General features: G+C 40.6%; 20 protein-coding genes. 10 read left to right on the forward strand and 10 right to left on the reverse strand.

What is annotated here, in order from left to right:
• Window positions 1-113 precede the first annotated feature (113 nt).
• The 4 genes from hpt to E0H82_RS15650 all read right to left on the reverse strand — a co-directional run bounded on the left by hpt (window position 114) and on the right by E0H82_RS15650 (window position 4550).
• Window positions 114-641, reverse strand: a complete 528-nt coding sequence (gene hpt, locus E0H82_RS15635; protein ID WP_116762939.1) for a hypoxanthine phosphoribosyltransferase — start codon at window positions 639-641, stop codon at window positions 114-116.
• Window positions 642-845: 204 nt separating this feature from the next.
• Window positions 846-2165, reverse strand: a complete 1320-nt coding sequence (guaD, locus tag E0H82_RS15640) for a guanine deaminase (RefSeq protein ID WP_131265642.1) — start codon at window positions 2163-2165, stop codon at window positions 846-848.
• Between the two features lie 54 nt (window positions 2166-2219).
• Window positions 2220-3275: an aromatic ring-hydroxylating oxygenase subunit alpha gene (locus tag E0H82_RS15645; RefSeq protein WP_131265643.1), complete on the reverse strand. Its 1056-nt coding sequence runs from the start codon at window positions 3273-3275 to the stop codon at window positions 2220-2222.
• A 312-nt stretch (window positions 3276-3587) separates the two neighbouring features.
• Complete coding sequence (locus E0H82_RS15650) at window positions 3588-4550, reverse strand: TerC family protein (RefSeq protein ID WP_131265644.1); 963 nt, start codon at window positions 4548-4550, stop codon at window positions 3588-3590.
• A 643-nt stretch (window positions 4551-5193) separates the two neighbouring features.
• On the opposite strand from E0H82_RS15650, the gene E0H82_RS15655 reads away from it, so the two are divergent.
• Entirely contained in the window at window positions 5194-5478 is a 285-nt protein-coding gene (locus E0H82_RS15655; RefSeq protein WP_131265645.1) for a GNAT family N-acetyltransferase, read from the forward strand.
• 100 nt (window positions 5479-5578) lie between these two features.
• The gene (locus E0H82_RS15660; protein ID WP_131265646.1) at window positions 5579-5935 is read left to right on the forward strand and encodes a hypothetical protein; all 357 of its coding nucleotides are present in this window, start codon (window positions 5579-5581) and stop codon (window positions 5933-5935) included.
• Window positions 5936-5987: 52 nt separating this feature from the next.
• On the opposite strand, the gene mpl is transcribed toward E0H82_RS15660, so the two are convergent.
• Entirely contained in the window at window positions 5988-7352 is a 1365-nt protein-coding gene (mpl, locus tag E0H82_RS15665; RefSeq protein WP_131265647.1) for a UDP-N-acetylmuramate:L-alanyl-gamma-D-glutamyl-meso-diaminopimelate ligase, read from the reverse strand.
• 254 nt (window positions 7353-7606) lie between these two features.
• Here mpl and E0H82_RS15670 point away from each other — a divergent pair, with 254 nt between their 5' ends.
• The 4 genes from E0H82_RS15670 (at window position 7607) to E0H82_RS15685 (ending at window position 11943) form a co-directional block, all read left to right on the forward strand.
• On the forward strand, window positions 7607-7945 hold the full coding sequence (locus E0H82_RS15670; protein WP_131265648.1) for a DMT family protein: 339 nt from the start codon (window positions 7607-7609) through the stop codon (window positions 7943-7945).
• Window positions 7946-8236: 291 nt separating this feature from the next.
• Window positions 8237-8752, forward strand: coding sequence for a 5-(carboxyamino)imidazole ribonucleotide mutase (purE, locus tag E0H82_RS15675; RefSeq protein ID WP_026441188.1), 516 nt, complete (start codon window positions 8237-8239; stop codon window positions 8750-8752).
• Window positions 8753-8767: 15 nt separating this feature from the next.
• Window positions 8768-9889 (forward strand): 5-(carboxyamino)imidazole ribonucleotide synthase, encoded by a 1122-nt coding sequence (locus E0H82_RS15680; protein ID WP_131265649.1) that lies wholly within the window; start codon window positions 8768-8770, stop codon window positions 9887-9889.
• Window positions 9890-10644: 755 nt separating this feature from the next.
• Entirely contained in the window at window positions 10645-11943 is a 1299-nt protein-coding gene (locus tag E0H82_RS15685) for a lytic murein transglycosylase (protein ID WP_131265650.1), read from the forward strand.
• A gap of 50 nt (window positions 11944-11993) precedes the next feature.
• Here E0H82_RS15685 and E0H82_RS15690 read toward each other — a convergent pair whose 3' ends face one another.
• The 5 genes from E0H82_RS15690 to E0H82_RS15710 all read right to left on the reverse strand — a co-directional run bounded on the left by E0H82_RS15690 (window position 11994) and on the right by E0H82_RS15710 (window position 17166).
• Window positions 11994-12371 carry a hypothetical protein gene (locus E0H82_RS15690; protein WP_131265651.1) on the reverse strand — a complete coding sequence of 126 codons (378 nt, stop codon included), beginning with the start codon at window positions 12369-12371 and terminating at the stop codon, window positions 11994-11996.
• A gap of 116 nt (window positions 12372-12487) precedes the next feature.
• Entirely contained in the window at window positions 12488-13387 is a 900-nt protein-coding gene (locus tag E0H82_RS15695; RefSeq protein WP_131265652.1) for a matrixin family metalloprotease, read from the reverse strand.
• A gap of 112 nt (window positions 13388-13499) precedes the next feature.
• The gene (gene dnaK, locus E0H82_RS15700) at window positions 13500-15443 is read right to left on the reverse strand and encodes a molecular chaperone DnaK (RefSeq protein ID WP_131265653.1); all 1944 of its coding nucleotides are present in this window, start codon (window positions 15441-15443) and stop codon (window positions 13500-13502) included.
• Window positions 15444-15564: 121 nt separating this feature from the next.
• Window positions 15565-16113, reverse strand: a complete 549-nt coding sequence (gene grpE / locus E0H82_RS15705; RefSeq protein ID WP_131265654.1) for a nucleotide exchange factor GrpE — start codon at window positions 16111-16113, stop codon at window positions 15565-15567.
• 174 nt (window positions 16114-16287) lie between these two features.
• Window positions 16288-17166, reverse strand: a complete 879-nt coding sequence (locus E0H82_RS15710; RefSeq protein WP_131265655.1) for a LysR family transcriptional regulator — start codon at window positions 17164-17166, stop codon at window positions 16288-16290.
• 108 nt (window positions 17167-17274) lie between these two features.
• Here E0H82_RS15710 and E0H82_RS15715 point away from each other — a divergent pair, with 108 nt between their 5' ends.
• From E0H82_RS15715 to E0H82_RS15730, 4 genes are all read left to right on the forward strand, one after another.
• Complete coding sequence (locus tag E0H82_RS15715; RefSeq protein WP_131265656.1) at window positions 17275-18129, forward strand: MBL fold metallo-hydrolase; 855 nt, start codon at window positions 17275-17277, stop codon at window positions 18127-18129.
• A 537-nt stretch (window positions 18130-18666) separates the two neighbouring features.
• The gene (locus tag E0H82_RS15720; protein ID WP_131265657.1) at window positions 18667-18903 is read left to right on the forward strand and encodes a hypothetical protein; all 237 of its coding nucleotides are present in this window, start codon (window positions 18667-18669) and stop codon (window positions 18901-18903) included.
• A 270-nt stretch (window positions 18904-19173) separates the two neighbouring features.
• Window positions 19174-20235 carry an alpha/beta hydrolase gene (locus E0H82_RS15725; RefSeq protein ID WP_131265658.1) on the forward strand — a complete coding sequence of 354 codons (1062 nt, stop codon included), beginning with the start codon at window positions 19174-19176 and terminating at the stop codon, window positions 20233-20235.
• Window positions 20236-20395: 160 nt separating this feature from the next.
• Window positions 20396-20947, forward strand: a complete 552-nt coding sequence (locus E0H82_RS15730) for a peptidylprolyl isomerase (protein WP_131265659.1) — start codon at window positions 20396-20398, stop codon at window positions 20945-20947.
• Window positions 20948-21415 lie beyond the last annotated feature (468 nt).

Here is a 21415-nt window from a genome sequence, read left to right on the forward strand (position 1 = left end):
ACTGTGGTGTTTTTGTGTGAGAGATTTACCGTAAAAAAGACATAAAAAAGCCTTCTAAAACCAATACAACACGGGGAATAGAAGGCTATATACAGTGGATTTAGACGCTAAGCTTAGAGACCAATTTCACCAATAAAAGGAATATGACGATACTTTTGATCGTAGTCGAGACCATAGCCGACAATAAACTTATCTTCGACTTCAAAGCCCAAGAATTTTACGTCTAAATCAATTTCACGGCGTGATGGTTTGCTCACGAGCGTACACAATTCAATTGAGTTGGGTTCACGTGTTTCTAAAATTTCAAGCACTTTGCTTAAGGTATGCCCAGAGTCAATAATATCTTCAACAACAAGGACATCTTTACCACGAATTTCGCCGTCTAAGTCTTTTAGAATGCGTACATCACGGCTCGAAACAGTTGATTTGCCATAGCTTGAAACCGTCATAAAGTCGAGTTCGTGAGGTTTTTCAATTGTTCGGCATAAATCAGCCATAAAAATAACGGAACCACGTAATAAGCCAATTAAGACAAGTTCTTTATCACTTTGGGCATAGTGGGCATTAATTTTAGCACCAAGCGCTTGTACTTTCGCTTGGATCTCTTCAGCTGAAATCATTACGCTCATTTGAACGGTCATGGGCAGATACCTAAAAATCAAAAATAAAAAAGGCGTTGACCTGCAACACCTCAAAATATGCGTTTATTTTAATACATCTTCTATCGAGATGCATCTTTTGTTGCTTGTTTTTTGTTCGCAGCATGACTATCACGCCGTAGTAAAACTGTGCAACCGAGCAAGAAGAAGCACAGTTTCCGTTTGGAGATGGGAGTAACGATAGGCTTATTGGGATTGTGCATAGGCCAGCTGACCATAAATATAGGTCGCATGGATATTACGGTCATCACCCATGGTCATCAGGGCAAACAAGGCATCTTCAATACTTTTGGCCCGTTGCTGACGCAATGCTTGTAAGGCTGTGGCTTGCAGGTCGAGCACAATAAAATCGGCTTCTTTACCCACATTAAAGTTACCTAATTGCTGTTCAAGGCTCAATGCTTTGGCACCTCCTAGGGTAGCATGATAAAGCGATTCAAAAGCAGACAGTTTATCGCCTTGTAATTGCTGTACCTTATAGGCTTCATTTAGCGTCTGTAGTTGGTTGAAGGAAGTTCCTGCACCAATGTCTGTGCCTAAACCGACTTTGACTTGTTTTTCCCACGTCTTTTTCAATGGAAACAAGCCACTACCGAGGAACAGGTTTGAGGTTGGACAGAATGCAATCGCAGAATCAGTGGTATGCATACAATCCCATTCATGGTCTTCTAAATGCACACAGTGGGCAAAGACCGAACGCGATCCTGTGAGACCATAATGATGATAAACATCGAGATAACCTTGTTGTGTAGGGAATAATTCTTTGACCCATGCAATTTCATTTTTATTTTCACTTAAATGGGTATGTACGTAGACATCTGGATATTCGGCCTTGAGTTGCCCTGCCAGTTGTAATTGTTCAGGTGTCGAAGTGGGGGCAAAACGTGGCGTGATGGCATACAGTGCACGCCCCTGCCCGTGCCATTTTTCAATGAGGGCCTTTGATTCTGTATAAGCACGTTCAGGCGTGTCACATAAGGCATCAGGTGCATGACGGTCCATCATCACTTTACCTGCAATCAGACGCATCTGGTGGCGTTGAGCAGCTTCAAATAAAGCATCCACTGATTCTGGATGGACGGTACAGAATACTAAGGCGGTGGTGGTGCCATTTTTTAACAGTTCTTGCACAAAGAATTCGGCAATTTTTGCGGCATATGCAGGGTCTTGAAACTGCATTTCGGTTGGAAAAGTATAGGTATTCAGCCATTCCAACAGTTGTTCACCATAAGCACCGACCATTTCCGTTTGCGGGAAATGAATATGGGTGTCAATAAAACCAGGCACAATGAACTTTTCAGGATAATGTTGAATTGCAACGCCTTCTGGTAGATGTTCGGCTGCATCTTGCCAAGGGCCAAACCATTTAATTTTTCCTGCTTCACTGATCAGCACGCCATCTGCTAGATAACGGACCTGCTCTGCGATGTCCGCAGCTTGAGCAACTAAATTTTGAATATCTAAAAAACGACCGCGAACGACAGTGGTCTGCAACAATGAAGACATGGAAAACCCTACAACTTTTACTTTTTTCGGTTGATTGTACCTGAAAATGATTGGCTAGACTGTATAACGTTGACTAAGTCCCCATTCGGCTAAAATACGGCGATATGTTGTAGATGAACGGTCTGCTTCAAAATGGGCTTCCATCATTAAATCCAACGGGAGCTCCTCTGGCTTTTGGGATTCGACCATGTCTTGATCTTCCGCAAAAATTTGGGCATTAAAGGCATAAACCGAGGCTAAGTCACCTGTTTGGTCAAAATTGCGGGTTAAGGGTGCAAACAGCCGAGTTTGATTATGGGACACTGGACAGCAGGCATTGAGAATTTTTAAGACACCGTCGTTGGGGAAATCAATGCTGAGAATGGCTGAAAATGGTGGGTAAACGTCAAAGGTACGGGTCCATAAAAAATCAGCAGGTGCAAGGTGTTGCAGACCATGCGGATAGTTGCTGACATTACTAATATAGATGGTTTTTAAGCCGTAATCGGTACGTTGCGTATGATACTTTGGTACCACAGGATTATCTCGGTCGGCAAAAGCATGGTGATGCACCCAAGCAAAATGGGCGACATCAATAAAACCTTCCAGTTGTCGACCGCTAGAACCTGCAATATCAACATAAGGCGGTAAGATGGATTGATGTTCGGCTGTGTCCCATGTATCCAGAACAGGAATATTGGTTTGTGTGACATCTCGTGCATGTAGGCTGGTCCAAATTAAGCCATAGCGTATAATTACAGGGAACTGTGTCAGGGTAAAACGGTCTGAAATTTTTTTCAGATCGGGTTGTGCCGGAATTTTGGTACATTTGCCTGCGCTGTTGTAGTGTAAACCATGATAAGGACAAATAATTTCCTCCCCTTCTACCCAGCCTTTAGATAAGGGTACACCGCGATGTGGGCATACATCACGAACCAGATGAATTTCCCCTGATGCCGTTTGGTAAAGTGCCATGTTTACATCTAATAAGGTGACTCGTTGCGGTTGTGTACTCACATCCTCGACACGTGCCACGGGATACCAATATTGCGCCAAAATTTCCCAGTCCTGTGCGTCAAATTGACTGTGGTATGGCATGGCAATCGGATTAAAAGTTGGAATGCTATTCATGTGTTATGCTCTTATTGATCTTTCATTCTGATCAAGCAAAATCTTTGCCAAACACTATAAAGAACAGCGGTGTGATGGATCTGACCTGAGTTAGATACAGATGCTTATATGCGGAATTTAGGTTAAGGTTCTGTTGGAATTGTGGATTGGTCAGTCGAGAGAGCTTTTACCCTGTATGCAGGATTACGCCTTTTTGCCGCAGTGCTCCAAATGACCTTCGGTTAACGATCAGTTTCAATTTTGAGTGCTACAGAAGTAGAAAAGACAGATTAAGCGGACTCAATCTGTCTTCCTAAGATCAATTCATCAAGTTTAAGCCGATGGATTTTCTTGCTTTTTATTATGGCGAATGGAGAGCCAAGCTGTAATCGCTAACACAACTACAATAAAGCCTAATGAAATCCAAATTGGCATGTGGAATACATCTAGCATCAACATTTTAAAACCAATAAACAACAGGATGATCCCGAGACCATACGGCAGGTAATGCATCTTCGACGCAGCGCCAGAGAGCAAGAAGAACATGGCACGCAGACCTAAAATGGCCATCAGGTTTGCTGTTAACACAATAAACGGATCACTGGTGACAGCAAAGATCGCAGGAATTGAATCTACTGCAAAAATCACATCTGAAGCTTCAACCAGAATCAGGACTAAAAATAACGGTGTAAACCACAATACGCCATTCTGACGAACAAAGAACTTGTCCCCTTGCAGTTGTGGCGTGATACGCAAATGTTTACGCAACCATTTCAATATAGCCATATCCTCGATGTCGGGATCATCATCTTGTCCTTTCAGGAACTTGAAGCCTGTGTAAACCAAGAACGCGCCGAACAGATATAAAATCCAAGAGAACTCTTGAACAAACCATGCACCAATAAAAATAAAGATGGTCCGCAGTACAATTGCACCAAGTACGCCGTAAAGCAAAATTTTACGTTGTAATGCAGGTGGAATCGCAAAGGCTGCAAAAATCATGAGCCAAACAAAGACATTATCAATTGCGAGGGATTTTTCCAGTAAATAACCCGCGATATATTCCATGGTTTTTTGGTTGGCAATTGCAACCCCCACGGTTTGTTGTAAATACAACCAGAGGCCACCTGCGAATAACATCGCGACACTGACCCAAGCAACGCTCCAGTAAGCAGCAGTTTTAATGGCAACGGGTTGCCCTTGTTTTTGTTTAAATCCGAGAAAGTCGATCAACAGCATGATAATGACAATGCCGAAGAAGACCAAATACAGCCATAAATTGCCGATAGATTCCATAAAAATCCTCCACATCTGGCAATTGGCCACAAAAAAACCTTGACCTGTTGCCAGATGAAATAAACATCTGTGTCAACATGATCAAGGTCTTGCCTACATTACCCTAGGTAATGCTCAGATACCGACTTTTTGCAAAGTGTAATGACGATATTCTGACACGTCATCCCAATAAGTTGTGGATGACGTCTGGAGGAGGCTACTCCCCTTGTTCAAATTCTGTATTGGACTGAGTCCAAATGATGCGGCAAGAATCGCATATTTTCTACAAAAGTGCAAATATAAAGCAAATATGATCAACCTAAACCAAACCTGTTGATCTATGCGTTTAATCAATGCCGAATAACGAAGACGTAAATTTTAAGGCTTAAATGGAACTACGCTGTCGTATTGCATTAAAATTTTTGCCAATAATGAGCCACAGAGCATTAATACAAAATAAATTAACATGCCGCCACTCCTGTGTGTGCTATCTGTTTAGCATAGAAATAAATGGGCATGAGCTTCATCCCTTGAACTAGGGATTTCCTGCATAAGGTGTAACCAGATTTTAAACTTTGGTCGATGCGGTTTAACAAGTGGGTGTTTTTTCTACAGGGCTTATGGCATGTTAACTGTAGTTCATCTGTATAGAGGAAAACCGAGTATGCAATTCCAACACCATAATAATGCTGAAAAAGGTGAGTTTTTTCTGAATGATGTGGCGGGGCAACGTATTGCTGAAATCACCTATGTTTGGCGTGATGCATCTACCATTGTGGCCGACCATACTTGGGTAGATGATTGTTTACGTGGTCAAGGTGTGGCACGTCAGTTGTTGGATGTCTTGGTCGAATACGCACGCGAACAACAGTTAAAAATTGTACCTGTCTGCGCTTATGTCGATGTGATGTTTAAACGAGATCAAAGTTTGTTGGATGTGGCGGCTTAATACAGTCATAGCATTTTGTTTCGTTCTAAAGAGTACAATCTAATGAGAACAATACAGCTGTTTTGCCTGAGCAGTGTTTAAGATGGTTAAATTGAGGTAAATGAAGAAGCTTTTATCTCTTGCCCTATGTAGTTTGCTCTCCCCTTTAGTATTTGCTGAAGACTGTGCAAAACTTGAGGAAAAGGCAGAACAAAGAGAAGTCCATATGATTCCCCGTTGGGGCATGAAAGTGATTGCCCCATCACGTGTCTATTTTCATTCTGCACCAAGTGATACCTGTAAAATCAAGGATCTGTTCATTCTTAAAAATGACTTTATTACCGCGTATAGCACGTATGATGATGGCAAAGAACAATGGGTTTCGATCATGTATATGAGCAAGCGTTTGGGTGACGCAGTGCAAGGTTGGACAAAACTAAAAGACTTTGAATATACGGGCACGATGTCCGCTTTTTAATTGGGTCAGTGTATAAAAAAGCCCGCCGTAGCGGGCTTTTAAATGCACAAATTTAGGCGTTTAAAGCGCTGATCAATTTTTGATGTAAACCACCAAACCCACCGTTGGACATAATCACCACCGCGTCGCCCTCACCTGCTTCGTTCACCACAGTTTGAATAATATCTTCAAGGGAACGCGCTACAATCGCTTTGTTGGATGCTGCATCAATCACAGGTTGTAAATCCCAGTCTAACCCTTCAGGTTGATACCAAATCACTTCATCTGCCAAACGTGCTGAATATGCCAGTCCATCTTTATGGCTGCCCATACGCATGGTGTTTGAACGCGGTTCAATAATCGCCCACAGTTTACGCTCACCTAAACGCTTACGTGCACCTTCAAGTGTGGTGTCAATTGCTGTTGGGTGATGGGCAAAGTCATCATAGACTTCGACGCCACGAACGGTACCCAATAACTCCATACGACGCTTTACACCACCAAAGTTAGACAGTGCTTCACAGGCAGTTTCAATGCTTACACCCACGTGTTCAGCCGCAGCAATGGTGGCTAAGGCATTTGCTACAGAATGCTGCCCAGTCATGTTCCATTTCACTTCGCCTTTGACTACGCCGTGCTGCAATACTTTAAAGTGCGAGCCATCTGCCGAAAGTTGTTCTGCATACAATTCCGCTTCAGGATGTGTATCTAAAGAAGTACGCACTACAGGTGTCCAACAGCCCATTTCTAATACTTCATCAATATTGCTTTCAGTAATTGGGGCAATAATGCGACCTTCACTTGGAATGGTACGAACTAAATGATGAAATTGTTTTTGAATGGCAGCCAAATCATCAAAAATGTCGGCATGGTCAAATTCAAGGTTGTTTAAAATTGCAGTTTTTGGATGGTAATGCACAAACTTGGAACGTTTGTCGAAAAATGCTGAATCGTATTCATCCGCTTCAACACAGAAATATTTTCCGCCACCTAAACGTGCACTTTCAGAGAAACCTAAAGGCACACCGCCAATTAAAAACCCAGGTTCTAAGCCTGCCTGATCCAGTACCCATGCCAACATGGTGGTGGTGGTGGTTTTACCATGAGTCCCAGCAACGCCGAGGACATGTTTACCTTGTAAGACGTGATCTGCAAGGAATTGTGGTCCTGAAATGTAAGGTAAACCCTCATTGAGCATATATTCAACTGCGTCAATTCCGCGTTTCATGGCATTGCCGACAATGACTAAATCGGGATGTGGTTGTAAATGGCTACGATCATAGCCTTGCATTAAAGTAATGCCTGCATTTTCCAGTTGGGTGGACATGGGCGGATAAACGTTCAGATCTGAACCTGTCACCTTATGTCCTAAATCTCGCGCTAATAACGCCAATGAACCCATAAAGGTGCCGCAAATACCCAAAATATGCAGATGCATTGATCTTTAACTCCACTGCTTTTTGACACAGCACTTCGTAATTGGTGTTGTTGTCAGAATTGATTCGATTTGACAGCAACGATATCAAGGCTCTTAGCGAAAAGATAGTTTTTCTTGTATCAATTTAGACAGTTCATTTACAACAGATTGAGCCCAGATTAAAGTCGATAAAATTCCCTAAAAAGAGCACTTTGGCTTATACTTTTGAGCCTATTTTAGGTCTTAATTGTGAATGTAGTGTAATGATGAATCCCATGCTGATCCCGTTTGCATTGTTAGTAATATCCAATTGTTTTATGACTTTAGCTTGGTACGGACATCTAAAATTTTTACATGGCGCACCCTTGTGGCAAGCGATATTATTTGGCTGGTTAATTGCGCTATTAGAATATGCCTTTATGATTCCTGCCACACGCCTCTTGGCACAGGATGGTTGGTCTGTAGGGCAAATGAAAATTACCCAAGAAGTCATGACTTTATTGGTTTTTGTGCCATTTATGATTTATCTGTTTAAACAGCCCTTTAAATTAGACTATCTCTGGGCTGGATGTTGTTTATTGGGTTGTGTGTATTTCGTATTTAGAAGTCAATAACAGTTTTAATAAGAATATGGTTGTGGTGACTGGATTTTTGAGATGAGAAAAAGCTTGCTGCAACCTGTTCATTGTAAAACGGCCAAAATAACACTTATAACGGCTTATTTTTTCATCAATGGAATCATTTCCTTATTTTTATCGAAAAAAAACTAAAAATATCTCGCTCTAGCCCTGCTTAAATTTTGGAGAGATGAAAAATCAGTCTATAATATGGGGCTTCTGAACCATTTAAAGCTTGGCTCTCGTCGAGATTTATCCTCTTTCACTCTAGTCTCTGGAACATTAGCAATGAATGCGGCCGCAGCACAAGACGCTCAACCCCTCGTAGGAATTATCATGGGTTCTCAATCTGATTGGGCGACTCTCGAACACACTGCCAATATGCTTAAGCAACTTGGTGTCCCATTTGAAGCTGAAGTGGTTTCTGCACACCGTACTCCAGATCGTTTATTTGAATATGCTGAAACTGCGCGTGATCGTGGTATTCAAGTGATTATTGCAGGCGCAGGCGGCGCAGCACATTTACCAGGTATGTGCGCGGCAAAAACTGACTTACCAGTCTTGGGTGTACCTGTAAAATCTTCTATTTTAAATGGTGTTGATTCCCTACTTTCAATTGTACAAATGCCAGCAGGTATTGCGGTAGGTACTTTGGCAATTGGTCCAGCAGGTGCAACCAATGCGGCCATTATGGCGGCGCAAATTCTTGGTTTGACACGTCCAGAGATTGCCGAAAATGTCGCAAACTTCCGTGCTGCTCAAACAGAAAAAGTGGCAAGCAACAATATTCCGGGTCAAGCTTAAAACGGGACACAGGTTATGAACAAAACCATCGGTATTTTTGGTGGTGGTCAATTGGGTCGTATGATGGCGCAAGCTGCTTTGCCACTCAATATTCAATGTACCTTCTATGAAGCAGATACAGACTGCCCTTCCGCAGCTTTAGGTCAGGTGATTTCAAGTCAGACTGAACAAGGTCTGCAACAGTTTATTCAAAGCGCAGACGTTTTTAGTCTGGAATTTGAAAATACGCCACTGGCTGATGTCGATCTTTTGACGCAAAGCAAAGCCCTTCACCCGCCACGCCAAGCATTAGCGACTGCACAAAACCGTTTAATGGAAAAAGCCTTATTCGATCAATTGCAGATTCCTGTCGCGCCGTATCAAGCGGTTGATTCTTTAGCGAGTTTACAGCAAGCCGTTACGACACTGGGCTTACCATTGGTACTGAAAACAGCCACTGGCGGTTATGATGGTAAAGGTCAGTTTGTATTGCGTAGCGAAGATCAAATTGAGCAGGCTTGGTCTGAATTGGGTCCAGCAAAAAGCTTGATTGCAGAAAGTTTTGTGACGTTCTCGCGTGAAGTTTCGATTATTGCGGTACGTGGTCAGGATGGTGAAGTAAAAACTTGGCCTTTGGCTGAAAATCATCATCATCACGGGATTTTATCGCATTCGATTGTTCCTGCACCAAACAGCGCGGATTTACAGCCAGCGGCACAAGATTACATTACGCGTTTGTTGAATCACTTGAATTATGTCGGTGTGTTAACACTGGAATTGTTCGTGACGGAGCAAGGTCTATTTGCCAATGAGATGGCACCGCGCGTGCACAACTCAGGTCATTGGTCAATTGAAGGTGCGGTTTGTTCGCAATTTGAAAATCATATTCGTGCGGTTGCAGGCTTACCTTTGGGTTCAACCGAAGTGGTACGCCCTACTGTGATGATCAATATCATTGGTCAATATCCAAAATCTGAGCAGGTTTTGGCGTTAAATGGCGCACATCTGCATTTGTATAACAAAACAGAACGTGCGGGTCGTAAGATCGGTCACATCACTTTAATGCCGAATGACAGCAGTCAATTGACCAGTTTATGCCGTCAATTGGCGAAAATTTTGCCTGTACCTTTAGCATTAAGCGAAGATATGACCATTTAAATCCTAAACTGTTTAGCAAAAAAGCGATCACTCTGTGGATCGCTTTTTTTATGTCTAGAACTCAGGCATGCTACGCGACCTTGCATTTAGGCAGTGCCTTTTATCGTAAATTTTAGCTTTTTGTTGTGTATTGAATGAATGAAAAATAAGCTCTAAATGGTGCATTTGGATTGTTGAAGAATAAGAAAATAGAAAAATATTTTGAATTTAAAACTTGGGTTTTGTGAAAAGTTTGAATTTAAATAAAGAATAAAGCATCAACTGTGGATAAATTATTTGAATTTAAAACGGATTTTGGGTTTTAAATTCAATTTTTAGAATTTGTTTTTGAATTTAAATAGTCGATTGAGGACAAATAATATGAATTTAAAAGTCAGTTGAGTTTTTAAATTCATTTTTTAAAATTTAAAAGCATGTGTATATGAATTTAAATAGGGACTTTTGAATTCAAAACACTGTATTGGGTTTAATGATTCGCGTTAAGTTGCTTTGAACAGTGGTTTGTGGGCTTTGAATTTAAAAAATGCCATTATGGATAACTGTTTTAAATTCAAAACTCGAGTTTTAAATTTAAAACATGGGATTTGAATTTAAATTGAGGTTTGATGTGGGTGTGGATAACTATTTTTAAATTTAAACATGAAATATGAATTTAAAACCAAGAAAATGAATTCAAATTTTACGTTTCTTGTCTGTCAATTTTGTACTGGAGTGTTAAGGTAAGCACATAATTTGAATTTAAAACGAAAGTGATGATGAAACGAATTAATTATTTTATTTTTGGATCCATTTTTTGGGTTGCGGCACCATCCCATGCGGAACTGATTATTAATGGTCAACCAACCGCTGTTTCGACTTATAACAATAACTTAACAAACCAAAATGGTTACAGCGCCGAGAATAATTTCCAGGGTTGTTTGTCAAATTTACGTAGTCAAGCCCTGAATGCTGGTGTCAGCGCTTCAACTTATGATCGTTATACCCAAAATTTAACGCCAGATTATAGCGTGATTGATAAGTTAAATTATCAACCTGAATTTTCGACTCCAATTTGGGATTATTTGTCGGGTCTGGTCGATAACGAACGGGTTGAAATGGGGCGACAAAAATTAGCCCAGCATCGAGAGGTTCTGAATCGCGTTGCCCAAACTTATGGTGTGCCTGTCGAAACGGTCGTGGCAGTTTGGGGTGTTGAGAGTAATTTTGGCAATATTTCGGGCAGTTATCCTTTATTACAAGCTTTAGGGACCTTAAGTTGTGAAGGTCGCCGTCAAAGTTATTTCCGGGGTGAGTTTTTTGCCACTATGCGTATTTTACAGCGTGGTGATTTAAAGGAAGAACAATTACGCGGTTCGTGGGCTGGGGCATTCGGTCATACCCAGTTTATGCCTTCGACCTATGAAGAGTTGGCGGTAGATTTTGATGGTGATGGTCGTCGCGATTTGGTATCAAGCACTTCCGATGCCTTGGCCTCGACTGCCAATTTTTTGACCAAGCGTGGTTGGCAAACAGGTATGCCGTGGGGCTTTGAGGTCATGATACCCGCAAATCTTTCTATTTCTGGTGAAGGACGTCGTAATAAGAAAAGTTTATCTTATTGGATCAATCAAGGGGTGACGCGTGCAGATGGTGGTACTTTAATTCAAGGCAATTTATCTGAAAGCACTCCCGCAGGATTAATGGCTCCAGCCGGAGAAAACGGACCTAAATTCCTAGTTTTTAAGAACTTTGATGCTATTTATAGTTATAACGCAGCTGAAAGTTATGCTTTAGCGATTGTGCATTTATCAGATCGTTTACAGGGTAAGGGTCATTTTCAACAAAGTTGGCCCACTAACGATGCAGGCACGTCGCGTGCAGAGCGTCGTGAAATTCAGCAATATTTACTGAACCGTGGTTATGACATTGGTCAAGTGGATGGTTTGATTGGTGATAAAACCCGACAAGCCATTCGTGATGAACAAATTCGTCTTGGTTTAAATGCAACTGGGCGTGCAGGACAACAAACTTTAGCTGTATTTCGTAACGAAAATGCCAAATTGATGATGAAGTAAAACATAGAAAGATGACGGTGCAGGTGGACCGTCATCGCATTTCAGGTGTTTTATTCGACTTCGATCGGATCTAATTTTACCGCGTCTAGAATATCAAAAATAACAGTGGTCACATCCTGACTTAAATCTCGATTATTAAAAATTTCATGTGCAGTGATGGTGACATCTGTATCACTTGGTAAAAGTCGTTGTTCTTCTTCAATCAAGTGCTCAATTGGCAGTAATGTCTGCTTGATTTCTAAATGCAAAATATCCTGATATTCAATATTTTCATCTTCCAGTTCAATTTCTTGCTCATTGAAATACGGCAGAATAATAGAGTGGAGATAAGGCTGAATTTCAATAATATCAAACAATTCCAGATCACGTGTCTGTTCAAGTGTGCTGATATGATCATTCACTTCAATGAGAATATGATAGTAACTCACATTGTTCTCCGCTCAGTTTGCTGTGTGGATGGTTCTATCACAATAACATGAAATTCGATTTCGTGTTGAGCAAATCGAAGTAAAAGCCTTATAAAATTTAAGGAATTTCTTGGAAGTTATTCTCGAGAAGCCAACAACTGTAAATCCGCCGCTTTGAGTTTAAAATGCTGTAATTCTTGTTCGCCTAAAATAGGATACATCAGGGCTTGTGGGTCATTATGATGCGCCAATCCTAGCGCATGGCCTAATTCATGTGCGATGGTCAGTCTAAGATCATCATTTCCATCAAATTGGTAGATTTCAATTTTATTTCCCATAAACACGCCTTTATGGAATTCGCGTGCAGGGAAGCGTTGTTGGGCTTGTAAAATTTGTTGATTCAGTTGTGCGATACCCATATTGTGTTGATCGACTTGTTGATTAAATGAATGATTCTGTTGCTGAAAATAAGCCGCTTCTTGTTCGAACTGTGCAATTCTGTATTGTAGTTGGATGAGTTGGTCACGTAAATTTTGTTGCTGTTGTGCGGACTGCACCTGAGCTTGTTGGCTCTGTAAATAGCGATATTCAGCTTCCAATTGTTGTTTTTGTTGTTCTAAACGATGTTGGGTTAAATCTAGCTGAGTTCTGGCCCGTTCAATATTATCTGAAGAGCGATTGTTTTGATTCTTGCCATGATCTAGTTTTTGTTGGGTTTGCTTTAAGGCATCTGCATCTTGCTGACGTTGATCATAGATTAACTCTATACTGAGTTTGGCATTTGGATCATAAACAAACAGCGTTTGTTGTGTACCTTGGTGCCAGATTTCTAGGGCTTCCTGACTCAGTTGTATGACCTGAGCTTGAGTGAGACCAAAACGCGGATCAATATTACCAATTCTAAAGCGTAACCGTTGGTCAAAAGGATGGAATACTCGATCAGACCAAGTGTTATAACGTAATTGATAGTGTGCATGGCTTTGGTAGCTGAGCCAAAGGATAGTCAAGAAGAACAGAATTAACCCAAGTCGATGCATAAATCATTTTTCTTTTTCATTTGTGCTTAATGTAGCGAAAAGTGAGTGTTATGGAAATATGGTTCAAGCAAAAAAAAACCGCGCTTACGCGCGGTTTTTTTAATCAGACAAATTATTTTTTGTCATCTTTTACTTCTGTGAACTCAGCATCTACAACGCCATCGTCCGCTTTTTGTTGTTGACCCGCATCGCCACCTTGGAATGCATTTGGATCAAAACCTTCTGCGCCGCCAGCACCTTGCGCTTGTTCATAAGCACGTTGGGTGATTGGCATTAAGATGTTTTGTAAAGCTTCAGTTTTCGCTTTGATATCTTCAACATCATTTTCTTTAGTCGAAGCTTCAAGTTCAGAAACCGCAGTACTTACAGCTGTTTTTTCATCTTCAGTAACTTTATCACCAAGATCTTTAACTGCTTTGTTCGAGCTTGAAATTAATGCATCAGCTTCGTTACGCGCTTTTGCAAGCTCTTCAAACTTACGATCTTCTTCAGCATTCGCTTCAGCATCTTTAATCATTGCTTCGATTTCAGCATCAGACAAACCTGAGTTTGCTTTAATCTGGATCGATTGCTCTTTACCCGTGCTCTTATCTTTCGCAGATACTTTCAAGATACCATCCGCATTGATGTCGAAAGATACTTCAATTTGTGGCACACCGCGTGGAGCAGGAGGAATGTCACCTAATTGGAAGTTACCCAACAATTTGTTTTGTTGAGCCATCTTACGTTCACCTTGGTAAACAGAAATGTCTACAGCAGGTTGGTTGTCCGCAGCAGTAGAGAACACTTGTGATTTCTTCGCAGGAATCGTGGTGTTTTTCTCAATAATTGCGGTTAACACGCCACCCATGGTTTCGATACCAAGTGTAAGCGGAGTAACGTCAAGAAGAAGTACGTCAGTTTTGTCACCAGACAATACTGCACCTTGAATCGCAGCACCAATTGCAACAGCTTCGTCAGGATTCACGTCTTTACGTGGCTCTTTGCCAAAGAACTCTTGAACTTTTTGTTGAACCATTGGCATACGTGATTGACCACCCACCAAGATTACGTCAGAGATGTCAGAAGTCGAAAGACCCGCATCTTTAAGCGCAATACGGCAAGGCTCAATGGTACGCGCTACTAAATCAGCCACTAAACCTTCAAGTTTTGCACGTGTTACGTTGATCACTAAGTGTTTAGGACCAGTCGCATCAGCAGTGATGTATGGAAGGTTAATTTCAGTTGCATTTGATGAAGAAAGCTCGATTTTCGCTTTCTCAGCAGCTTCTTTCAAACGTTGTAACGCAAGTGGATCATTTTTCAAGTTCACACTTTGTTCTTTCTTAAATTCTTCAACCAAGAATTCAATTAACGCGTTATCAAAGTCTTCACCACCTAGGAAAGTATCACCATTGGTTGATAACACTTCGATTTGTTGGTCGCCATCAAGGTCTGCGATTTCAATGATTGATACGTCAAAAGTACCACCACCTAAGTCGTAAACCGCAATTTTACGATCGCCTTCTTTCTTGTCCATACCGAACGCAAGTGCAGCAGCAGTTGGTTCGTTAATGATACGTTTAACGTCTAAGCCAGCGATTTTACCCGCATCTTTAGTTGCTTGACGTTGGGCATCGTTAAAGTAAGCAGGCACCGTAATCACGGCTTCAGTTACTGTTTCACCTAAATAGTCTTCTGCAGTTTTCTTCATCTTTTTCAAGATTTCAGCAGAGATTTGTTGAGGTGCTAATTTCTTGTCGTTTACTTCAACCCAAGCATCACCGTTGTCTGCTTTGATGATTTTGTAAGGTACAAGACCGATGTCTTTTTGTACCGCTTGGTCTTCATAACGACGACCAATTAAACGCTTAATAGCGAATAATGTATTTTTAGGATTCGTTACTGCCTGACGCTTAGCAGATTGACCCACCAAGATCTCGCCATCTTTATATGCAATGATCGATGGAGTTGTACGAGCGCCTTCAGCGTTCTCGATTACTTTAACTTTGTCGCCTTCAAGTACAGCAACGCATGAGTTGGTTGTACCTAAGTCAATACCAATGATTTTAGCCATTAGATCTATTCCTCAAAAATTCTTGTGCAATGTTTTTGCTTGTTATCCGATATGAGAGCCGTTCAAAATTTTTCAAGTTATTTTTCTGAAAATTTTTCACAAACTCTCGTATTTATAGGGTTTATGCGCCTACCATCACCATAGCAGGGCGAAGTAAACGACCATTTAAGGTGTAACCTTTCTGTAAAACGGTACCAATTTCGTTAGTTTTGGCATTTGGATCAATCCCAACCGCTTGGTGTAAATCTGCATTGAAGCCATTTTTTGTATCTGCCTCAACCACACCAAATTTCTCGAGGGTGGTCAGTAAAGATTTCAAAGTCAGTCTTACACCTTCAAGTACAGGGCTTTCTTCTTCACCTGCGGCTTGAATGGCACGTTCTAAATTGTCCACAACATCGAGGAGTTCTTTAGCGAACTTTTCCAAAACCGTCTCTTTGTGTTTTTCAGATTCACGTTGAATGCGCTCAACACTTTTTTGTGCTTCATAAACGGCATTTGCTGTACGGGCTTTTTCTAATTTCAAGCTTTCTTCAAGTTTGCCGATTTGCGCTTGTAAATCTTCAACTGAAACGTTTGTTTGCTCGGTTTCAGCTTGAGTTTGCGCTGTTTGTGACTCAGCTTGCTCTTGTTGAAGGTCTTGAGCCTGTTCGTTTTGCTCAGTTGTCATTGATTTACTCCGTTTAAAAGGGTTCTTAAACATGTACAGTCCTTTGGCGTCAGTGTTCACTGGTTAATTCTGAACTGTCATGAGTTATGAAATTCATGATTAGTAAAAGAGGTCGGGGCAGGAACGCAAAATTCAAGTTGCATGCTTGATTAAATTTGCACTATTTCTGTTTTTTTAAGACAAATTGAAGTGCTGAATTACAAATGCAATAAATTCTTGTGTTTTTTTACTTAAATGTCGCCGCGAGGAGTACACCACAGACAGTTGCATGTTAGGTAAGTCATAGTCTGCAAGAATGGGGTATAAGGTGCGTTGCTTCAATTCGGCTTGTACCAGTGCGTAGGGGAGCATGGCAATGCCCTGTGCCTGTTTGCACATTTCTAATAACGCATAGGCATCATTGCTTTGGATCACACTATGTAAGCTATAGTTTTGAGGGTGTTGATTGGGTGCGTTCAGCGTCCAAACCGAATGCATGCTGTGATGGGTCAGGCACGTATGTTGTAACAACTGTTCAGGATGTTGAATCTCGGGTGCTTGTGCCAAATAATCGGGATGTGCACATAAAACAGAGTTAATCGGAAAGAGCGGGCGGGCAATTAAACCTTCAGCTATTTTAGGACTAATCCGAAAGGCTAAATCGATTTGAGCATCAATTAAATCGAGAGTGTCTTCTGTAATCACAATATCGAATTGTACAAATGGAAACTGCTGTCTAAATTGCTTAATGCATTCTGCCAAGCCATTTTGCAGTAAAAAAAGCCCTGTCGTCAGTCGAATGGTACCAATCTGTTGTTGATCATGAGTCATTTCTAAAAGGAGTTGCTGTTGTTGCAAAATATTCTCGCAATAATGCAGAGCGTGTTCTCCTGTCGATGTCAGAGAAATTTTACGGGTATTGCGATGAAACAATCGGGTCGAAAAATGATTTTCCAGATGTTCAAGGTAGCGAGATACCATGGCGCGTGAAACATTAAGCTGGTCTGCGGCTTTGGTCAAACTGCCTTGTTGGGCAATACAGACAAAGACTTGAATGGCTTTTAAGGTATCCATATTTATGTTTATTGTTGCGTATATTGCAACAGTTTATCTTAAGTTAAGCTGTTTATTTGTCAGAAACTGAAATTTAAAGTATTCAAAATCAAATAAGAGATGAATACCATGCAAACCAAGTTTTATGCCTTTGCCTTAACTGCTTTAGCGCTTAGCTCTACTGCCTATGCACAAGACCTAAAAATTCACACTTATTTAGCTAAACCTGAACATTTCGGCGTGACATCTACCCTTATTGAAGGAGATCAAGACGTCATGTTGGTAAATGCACAATTTTCTAAATCTGAGGCATTACGAATCGCCGCAGATATTTTAGATCGCGGTAAAACCTTAACGACTATTTTTGTGAGTTATGGAGATCCAGATTTTTATTTTGGTTTAGATGTTTTTCAGCACTATTTTCCGAAGGTTAAAATCATTGCTACTCCTGAAACGGTCAAACATATTCAAGATACCCAAGCATTGAAAGTTCAGTATTGGGGACCCAAAATGGGAGCCAACGCACCAAGCAAAATTATTGTTCCGCAAGCATATACGGCTCAAGTTTTAAAGCTTGAAAATGAAGAGATTGACATTAAAGGTCAAAAAGAACTGACCTATTTATGGATTCCAAGTGCTAAAGCGGTAGTCGGTGGAATTCCTGTTTCATCGGGTATACATTTGTGGATGGCAGACACCCCAACATCTAAAGATCGTGCAGCTGTTGTACGGACGCTGGAAAGTATTCAGGCATTAAACCCTGCTGTTGTGGTTCCTGCACATATGAAAGCTGGCGCGGCTGAAGGTCTCGATGCCGTGAATTTCTCGATAGACTATTTAAAGCAATATGAGAAAGCGGCGAAAGCCAGCAAAAACTCAGCCGAGCTAATCGGAATCATGCAAACACAGTATCCTACTTTAGGCGAGTCAAGCAGCTTGGAGTTGGGAGCCAAAGTGGTCAAGGGCGAGATGAAGTGGCCTTAATGATCATTTGCATAGAAATGATCATGATGAGCAGAATTCAATCTTTCACGATTTGGGCAAATGTTTTGAGCATGGATCACCAGCATCATGCTCATCGTGGTTTATAGATATTTTAAAAATCTGTTTTTAAAGCTTATTTAACTGCCGAATAAGCTTTTTTTGAATAAAATTGCTCAGAATTGCTACATTGTATAGGTTGAGCACAGCAGAAACGTGATGAGTTGAAGGTTCTGTAGAGACTTGGCAACAACAGTAAGCAGTTTTATTTCGATATTTTTTTAAGAAAACCTGCTTTCTGAGGTATGTTGAGCTGCAACGATGTAATTTATACGATTAAAAATAATCACTTAATTCACTTTTTTACTCTATATAGAAAAAATGATGCTTCAAAATAAGCTTAATAAAAGATTGCAGAATGCAACCAACAAATAAAAAACGCTCACCATACATGTGTGCAAGGCATTGAAAAAACATGAATGATGGCCCTTGCAAAACTAAAGATTGGTTTTGTATTTTTTATTTGAAAAGGAACAAAGTATGAAAAAAGTCGGACTATTGACGATTTCTATGTTAGCTATTTCAGTGCTTGCAGTGGGTTGTGCATCTAAAGACCCTGTACAAGCGACTGAAACAGCTCAAATCTCGACAGGAGCAGAGGTTGCAGTACAAGGACAAGACGCAATTGCGACACAAGTCGATGGATCTGTAAACTCGAATGCCCCTCAGGCATCAAGCGAGCAAATACAAAATCAACCGCAATCTATTCAACAATAACGCATCATGTTGTTGAGTTGAAAACGGCATATAGAGTAAAGACAGTACTTGAATGAGGTGTACTGTCTGAATCAATTGATGTTCTTATTAATTAAGTATGTGTTAAAGCACTCAACTTTTGTATTGATGATTTTGACTTAAACTTGCAGTCATAGTGTTAATGACAATATGCTTAAAGCAGATTAGCTTTGTTGCAAAAGCCATAATTTAAGGTTGAACTTGTTCAGTAAAGTTTGACCGAAAGATAAAACAACAAGGAATAAGTCGTTTATGGGCGTATCAATACAAAAAGTGATGGAACAAAATCAAGCTATAGCAGCGCGACTACTGGATAAGTTGCCTAATTTTGTACAGGAAAATATCGTCAAGGCCTTAGCCTATCCTTATCACTACCCAGAATTAGACTCCTTTATTAAATGTCTAGTGGCAGTTCAATACAAACAGAACAAAACAGGCTTTATTTCGGCCGATGCACAACACTCCCGTAAAGCCTTTGAATTACAAAGTCAGCTTATTACAGCAAAATCGACAGCCATTAAACAGGTCGAAGATTTACGTTTACCTTTGCAAAGTGGAACTATTTTTGCGCGTCACTATCATCCTGCACCAAATAAAAAACTCCCGATGTTGGTGTTCTATCATGGAGGAGGTTTTGTCGTTGGCAGTATCGATAGTTATGATGAAGTGTGTCGACTATTGGCTGTACATGCCAATGTCCAAGTACTCAGTATTGATTATCCTTTGGCACCAGAAGCCTCGCCTTATCAAATTGTACAGAGCTGCGAAGATGCCTTGGCTTGGGTGTATCAAAATCGAAAACAACTCAAAATTTTAAAAAATCGCATAGCGGTTGCAGGTGACAGTGCCGGTGGCAATTTAAGTGCAGTGGTTGCACAGCGCAGTATAGGTAAAGCCTATGCACCGCAAGTCCAGTTTCTAATTTATCCAGCATTAGACTTTAAAAGCCGTCATCCTTCATTTTTTGCTTATAAAGATGGTCTGGTATTAACCGGGGAGGATGTAGATCGTGTGACCGCACATTATGCGACGCAACATCAAGTCGCTTTGGATGATCCAATTATTTCCCCAACTTATGGCAGTTTAAGAAAATTGGCGTCCGCCTTTGTTGTCACGGCAGGTCATGATGTACTACATGATGAGGCACAGATTTATGCACATAAGTTACGGCATCATGGTGTTACCGTGGCATATCACGATTTTCCAAGCATGACCCATGGTTTCATTAACATGGCAGGCTTATCGCGTACTGCAAAGAAGAACTATATCGAAATGAGTAAGAAATTCCGAAAATTTTGGGATAAACACAGTTAAAGCCCTAAACAAAATTTAAGTTTTATAAATTATTGAATATCAATATATAAATCTAAGGCCATAGTCCAAATACTGTAAATAAAAGGTTTAAAAGTATCTGAATCTAAAGAGTTGTGCTAAATATAACCAACCATAAAACAGCATTACAGGAACCCCCAACATGTTAAAACAGAGCCTCGCGTTATTGACTGCTGCTACATTCAGTGTGTGTACCTATGCAGCCAATACACTGGTGGAAATGAAAACATCAATGGGAAATATTGAAATTGAGCTCTTTAATGATAAAGCACCAGTTTCAGCCAAAAACTTTGAAGACTACGCAAAAGCAAATTTCTATAACGGAACTATTTTTCACCGTGTCATTCCAGGTTTCATGATTCAGGGTGGAGGAATGGATGCCAACATGGTCGAAAAGCAAACCAAAGCACCTATTAAGAACGAATCTTCAAATGGTTTAAAGAATACGCGTGGCACTCTGGCAATGGCACGCACGAATAACCCAAACTCAGCCACCAGCCAATTCTTTATTAATGTCGTGGACAATGACTTTTTAAATAAAGGATCTATGAATGCAGGCTATGCGGTTTTTGGTAAGGTGACGAAGGGGATGGATGTGGTTGATAAAATTATCAAAGTACCGACTGCCAGCTACGGTATGCACCAAGATGTACCGAAACAACCAGTGAAAATTCTCAGCGTGAACATTAAGTAAGCAAGCGTTACTAAATCATTAAAAAAAGTAGCAGAAATATTTTATTCATATTTCTGCTTTATAATGAATAGTTTACCTTGCATTCTGTGCAACAACGAACCAAAACAGTGCATAAAAATACAACACCCGATAAAACAGCCAGTTAAAAGTGCTTGCACTCGTAATAAAACCGTATAGAATGCACCCCATACCGACGAGATAGACGGAAACGAACGAAGCGCGAAGCGCTGAGTTGTTAAGTTTATCGAAGTCCAGCTTCTAGCACTGACGAGGTGTTGGAAAGATCATTAAGAGATTATGAAGAACAACTTGTGTGGATTTTTACTGATTGATTGATCGAAATTATTTTCATTGATTGATGGTAGAAATTACTCGAAGTTTATTTGAGAAATATTTGTCAGAAAATTGATGAGCCAAGATTGGCACCCTTATAGGTGCTACTGATTTTAAACTGAAGAGTTTGATCAT

Source organism: Acinetobacter sp. ANC 4910 (assembly GCF_004331035.1).
GTDB lineage: Bacteria > Pseudomonadota > Gammaproteobacteria > Pseudomonadales > Moraxellaceae > Acinetobacter.

Bases quoted from the DNA above. Each gene is read 5' to 3' on its own strand.
- E0H82_RS15715 (WP_131265656.1), top strand. From the start codon at position 17,275: ATGCAAACCAAGTTTTATGCCTTTGCCTTAACTGCTTTAGCGCTTAGC.
- hpt (WP_116762939.1), bottom strand. From the start codon at position 641: ATGACCGTTCAAATGAGCGTAATGATTTCAGCTGAAGAGATCCAAGCG.
- mpl (WP_131265647.1), bottom strand. From the start codon at position 7,352: ATGCATCTGCATATTTTGGGTATTTGCGGCACCTTTATGGGTTCATTG.
- E0H82_RS15695 (WP_131265652.1), bottom strand. From the start codon at position 13,387: ATGCATCGACTTGGGTTAATTCTGTTCTTCTTGACTATCCTTTGGCTC.
- grpE (WP_131265654.1), bottom strand. From the start codon at position 16,113: ATGACAACTGAGCAAAACGAACAGGCTCAAGACCTTCAACAAGAGCAA.
- E0H82_RS15685 (WP_131265650.1), top strand. From the start codon at position 10,645: ATGAAACGAATTAATTATTTTATTTTTGGATCCATTTTTTGGGTTGCG.
- E0H82_RS15730 (WP_131265659.1), top strand. From the start codon at position 20,396: ATGTTAAAACAGAGCCTCGCGTTATTGACTGCTGCTACATTCAGTGTG.
- E0H82_RS15710 (WP_131265655.1), bottom strand. From the start codon at position 17,166: ATGGATACCTTAAAAGCCATTCAAGTCTTTGTCTGTATTGCCCAACAA.
- guaD (WP_131265642.1), bottom strand. From the start codon at position 2,165: ATGTCTTCATTGTTGCAGACCACTGTCGTTCGCGGTCGTTTTTTAGAT.
- dnaK (WP_131265653.1), bottom strand. From the start codon at position 15,443: ATGGCTAAAATCATTGGTATTGACTTAGGTACAACCAACTCATGCGTT.
- E0H82_RS15680 (WP_131265649.1), top strand. From the start codon at position 8,768: ATGAACAAAACCATCGGTATTTTTGGTGGTGGTCAATTGGGTCGTATG.
- E0H82_RS15720 (WP_131265657.1), top strand. From the start codon at position 18,667: ATGAAAAAAGTCGGACTATTGACGATTTCTATGTTAGCTATTTCAGTG.
- E0H82_RS15725 (WP_131265658.1), top strand. From the start codon at position 19,174: ATGGGCGTATCAATACAAAAAGTGATGGAACAAAATCAAGCTATAGCA.
- E0H82_RS15645 (WP_131265643.1), bottom strand. From the start codon at position 3,275: ATGAATAGCATTCCAACTTTTAATCCGATTGCCATGCCATACCACAGT.
- E0H82_RS15670 (WP_131265648.1), top strand. From the start codon at position 7,607: ATGCTGATCCCGTTTGCATTGTTAGTAATATCCAATTGTTTTATGACT.
- E0H82_RS15660 (WP_131265646.1), top strand. From the start codon at position 5,579: ATGAAGAAGCTTTTATCTCTTGCCCTATGTAGTTTGCTCTCCCCTTTA.
- E0H82_RS15655 (WP_131265645.1), top strand. From the start codon at position 5,194: ATGCAATTCCAACACCATAATAATGCTGAAAAAGGTGAGTTTTTTCTG.
- E0H82_RS15650 (WP_131265644.1), bottom strand. From the start codon at position 4,550: ATGGAATCTATCGGCAATTTATGGCTGTATTTGGTCTTCTTCGGCATT.
- purE (WP_026441188.1), top strand. From the start codon at position 8,237: ATGAATGCGGCCGCAGCACAAGACGCTCAACCCCTCGTAGGAATTATC.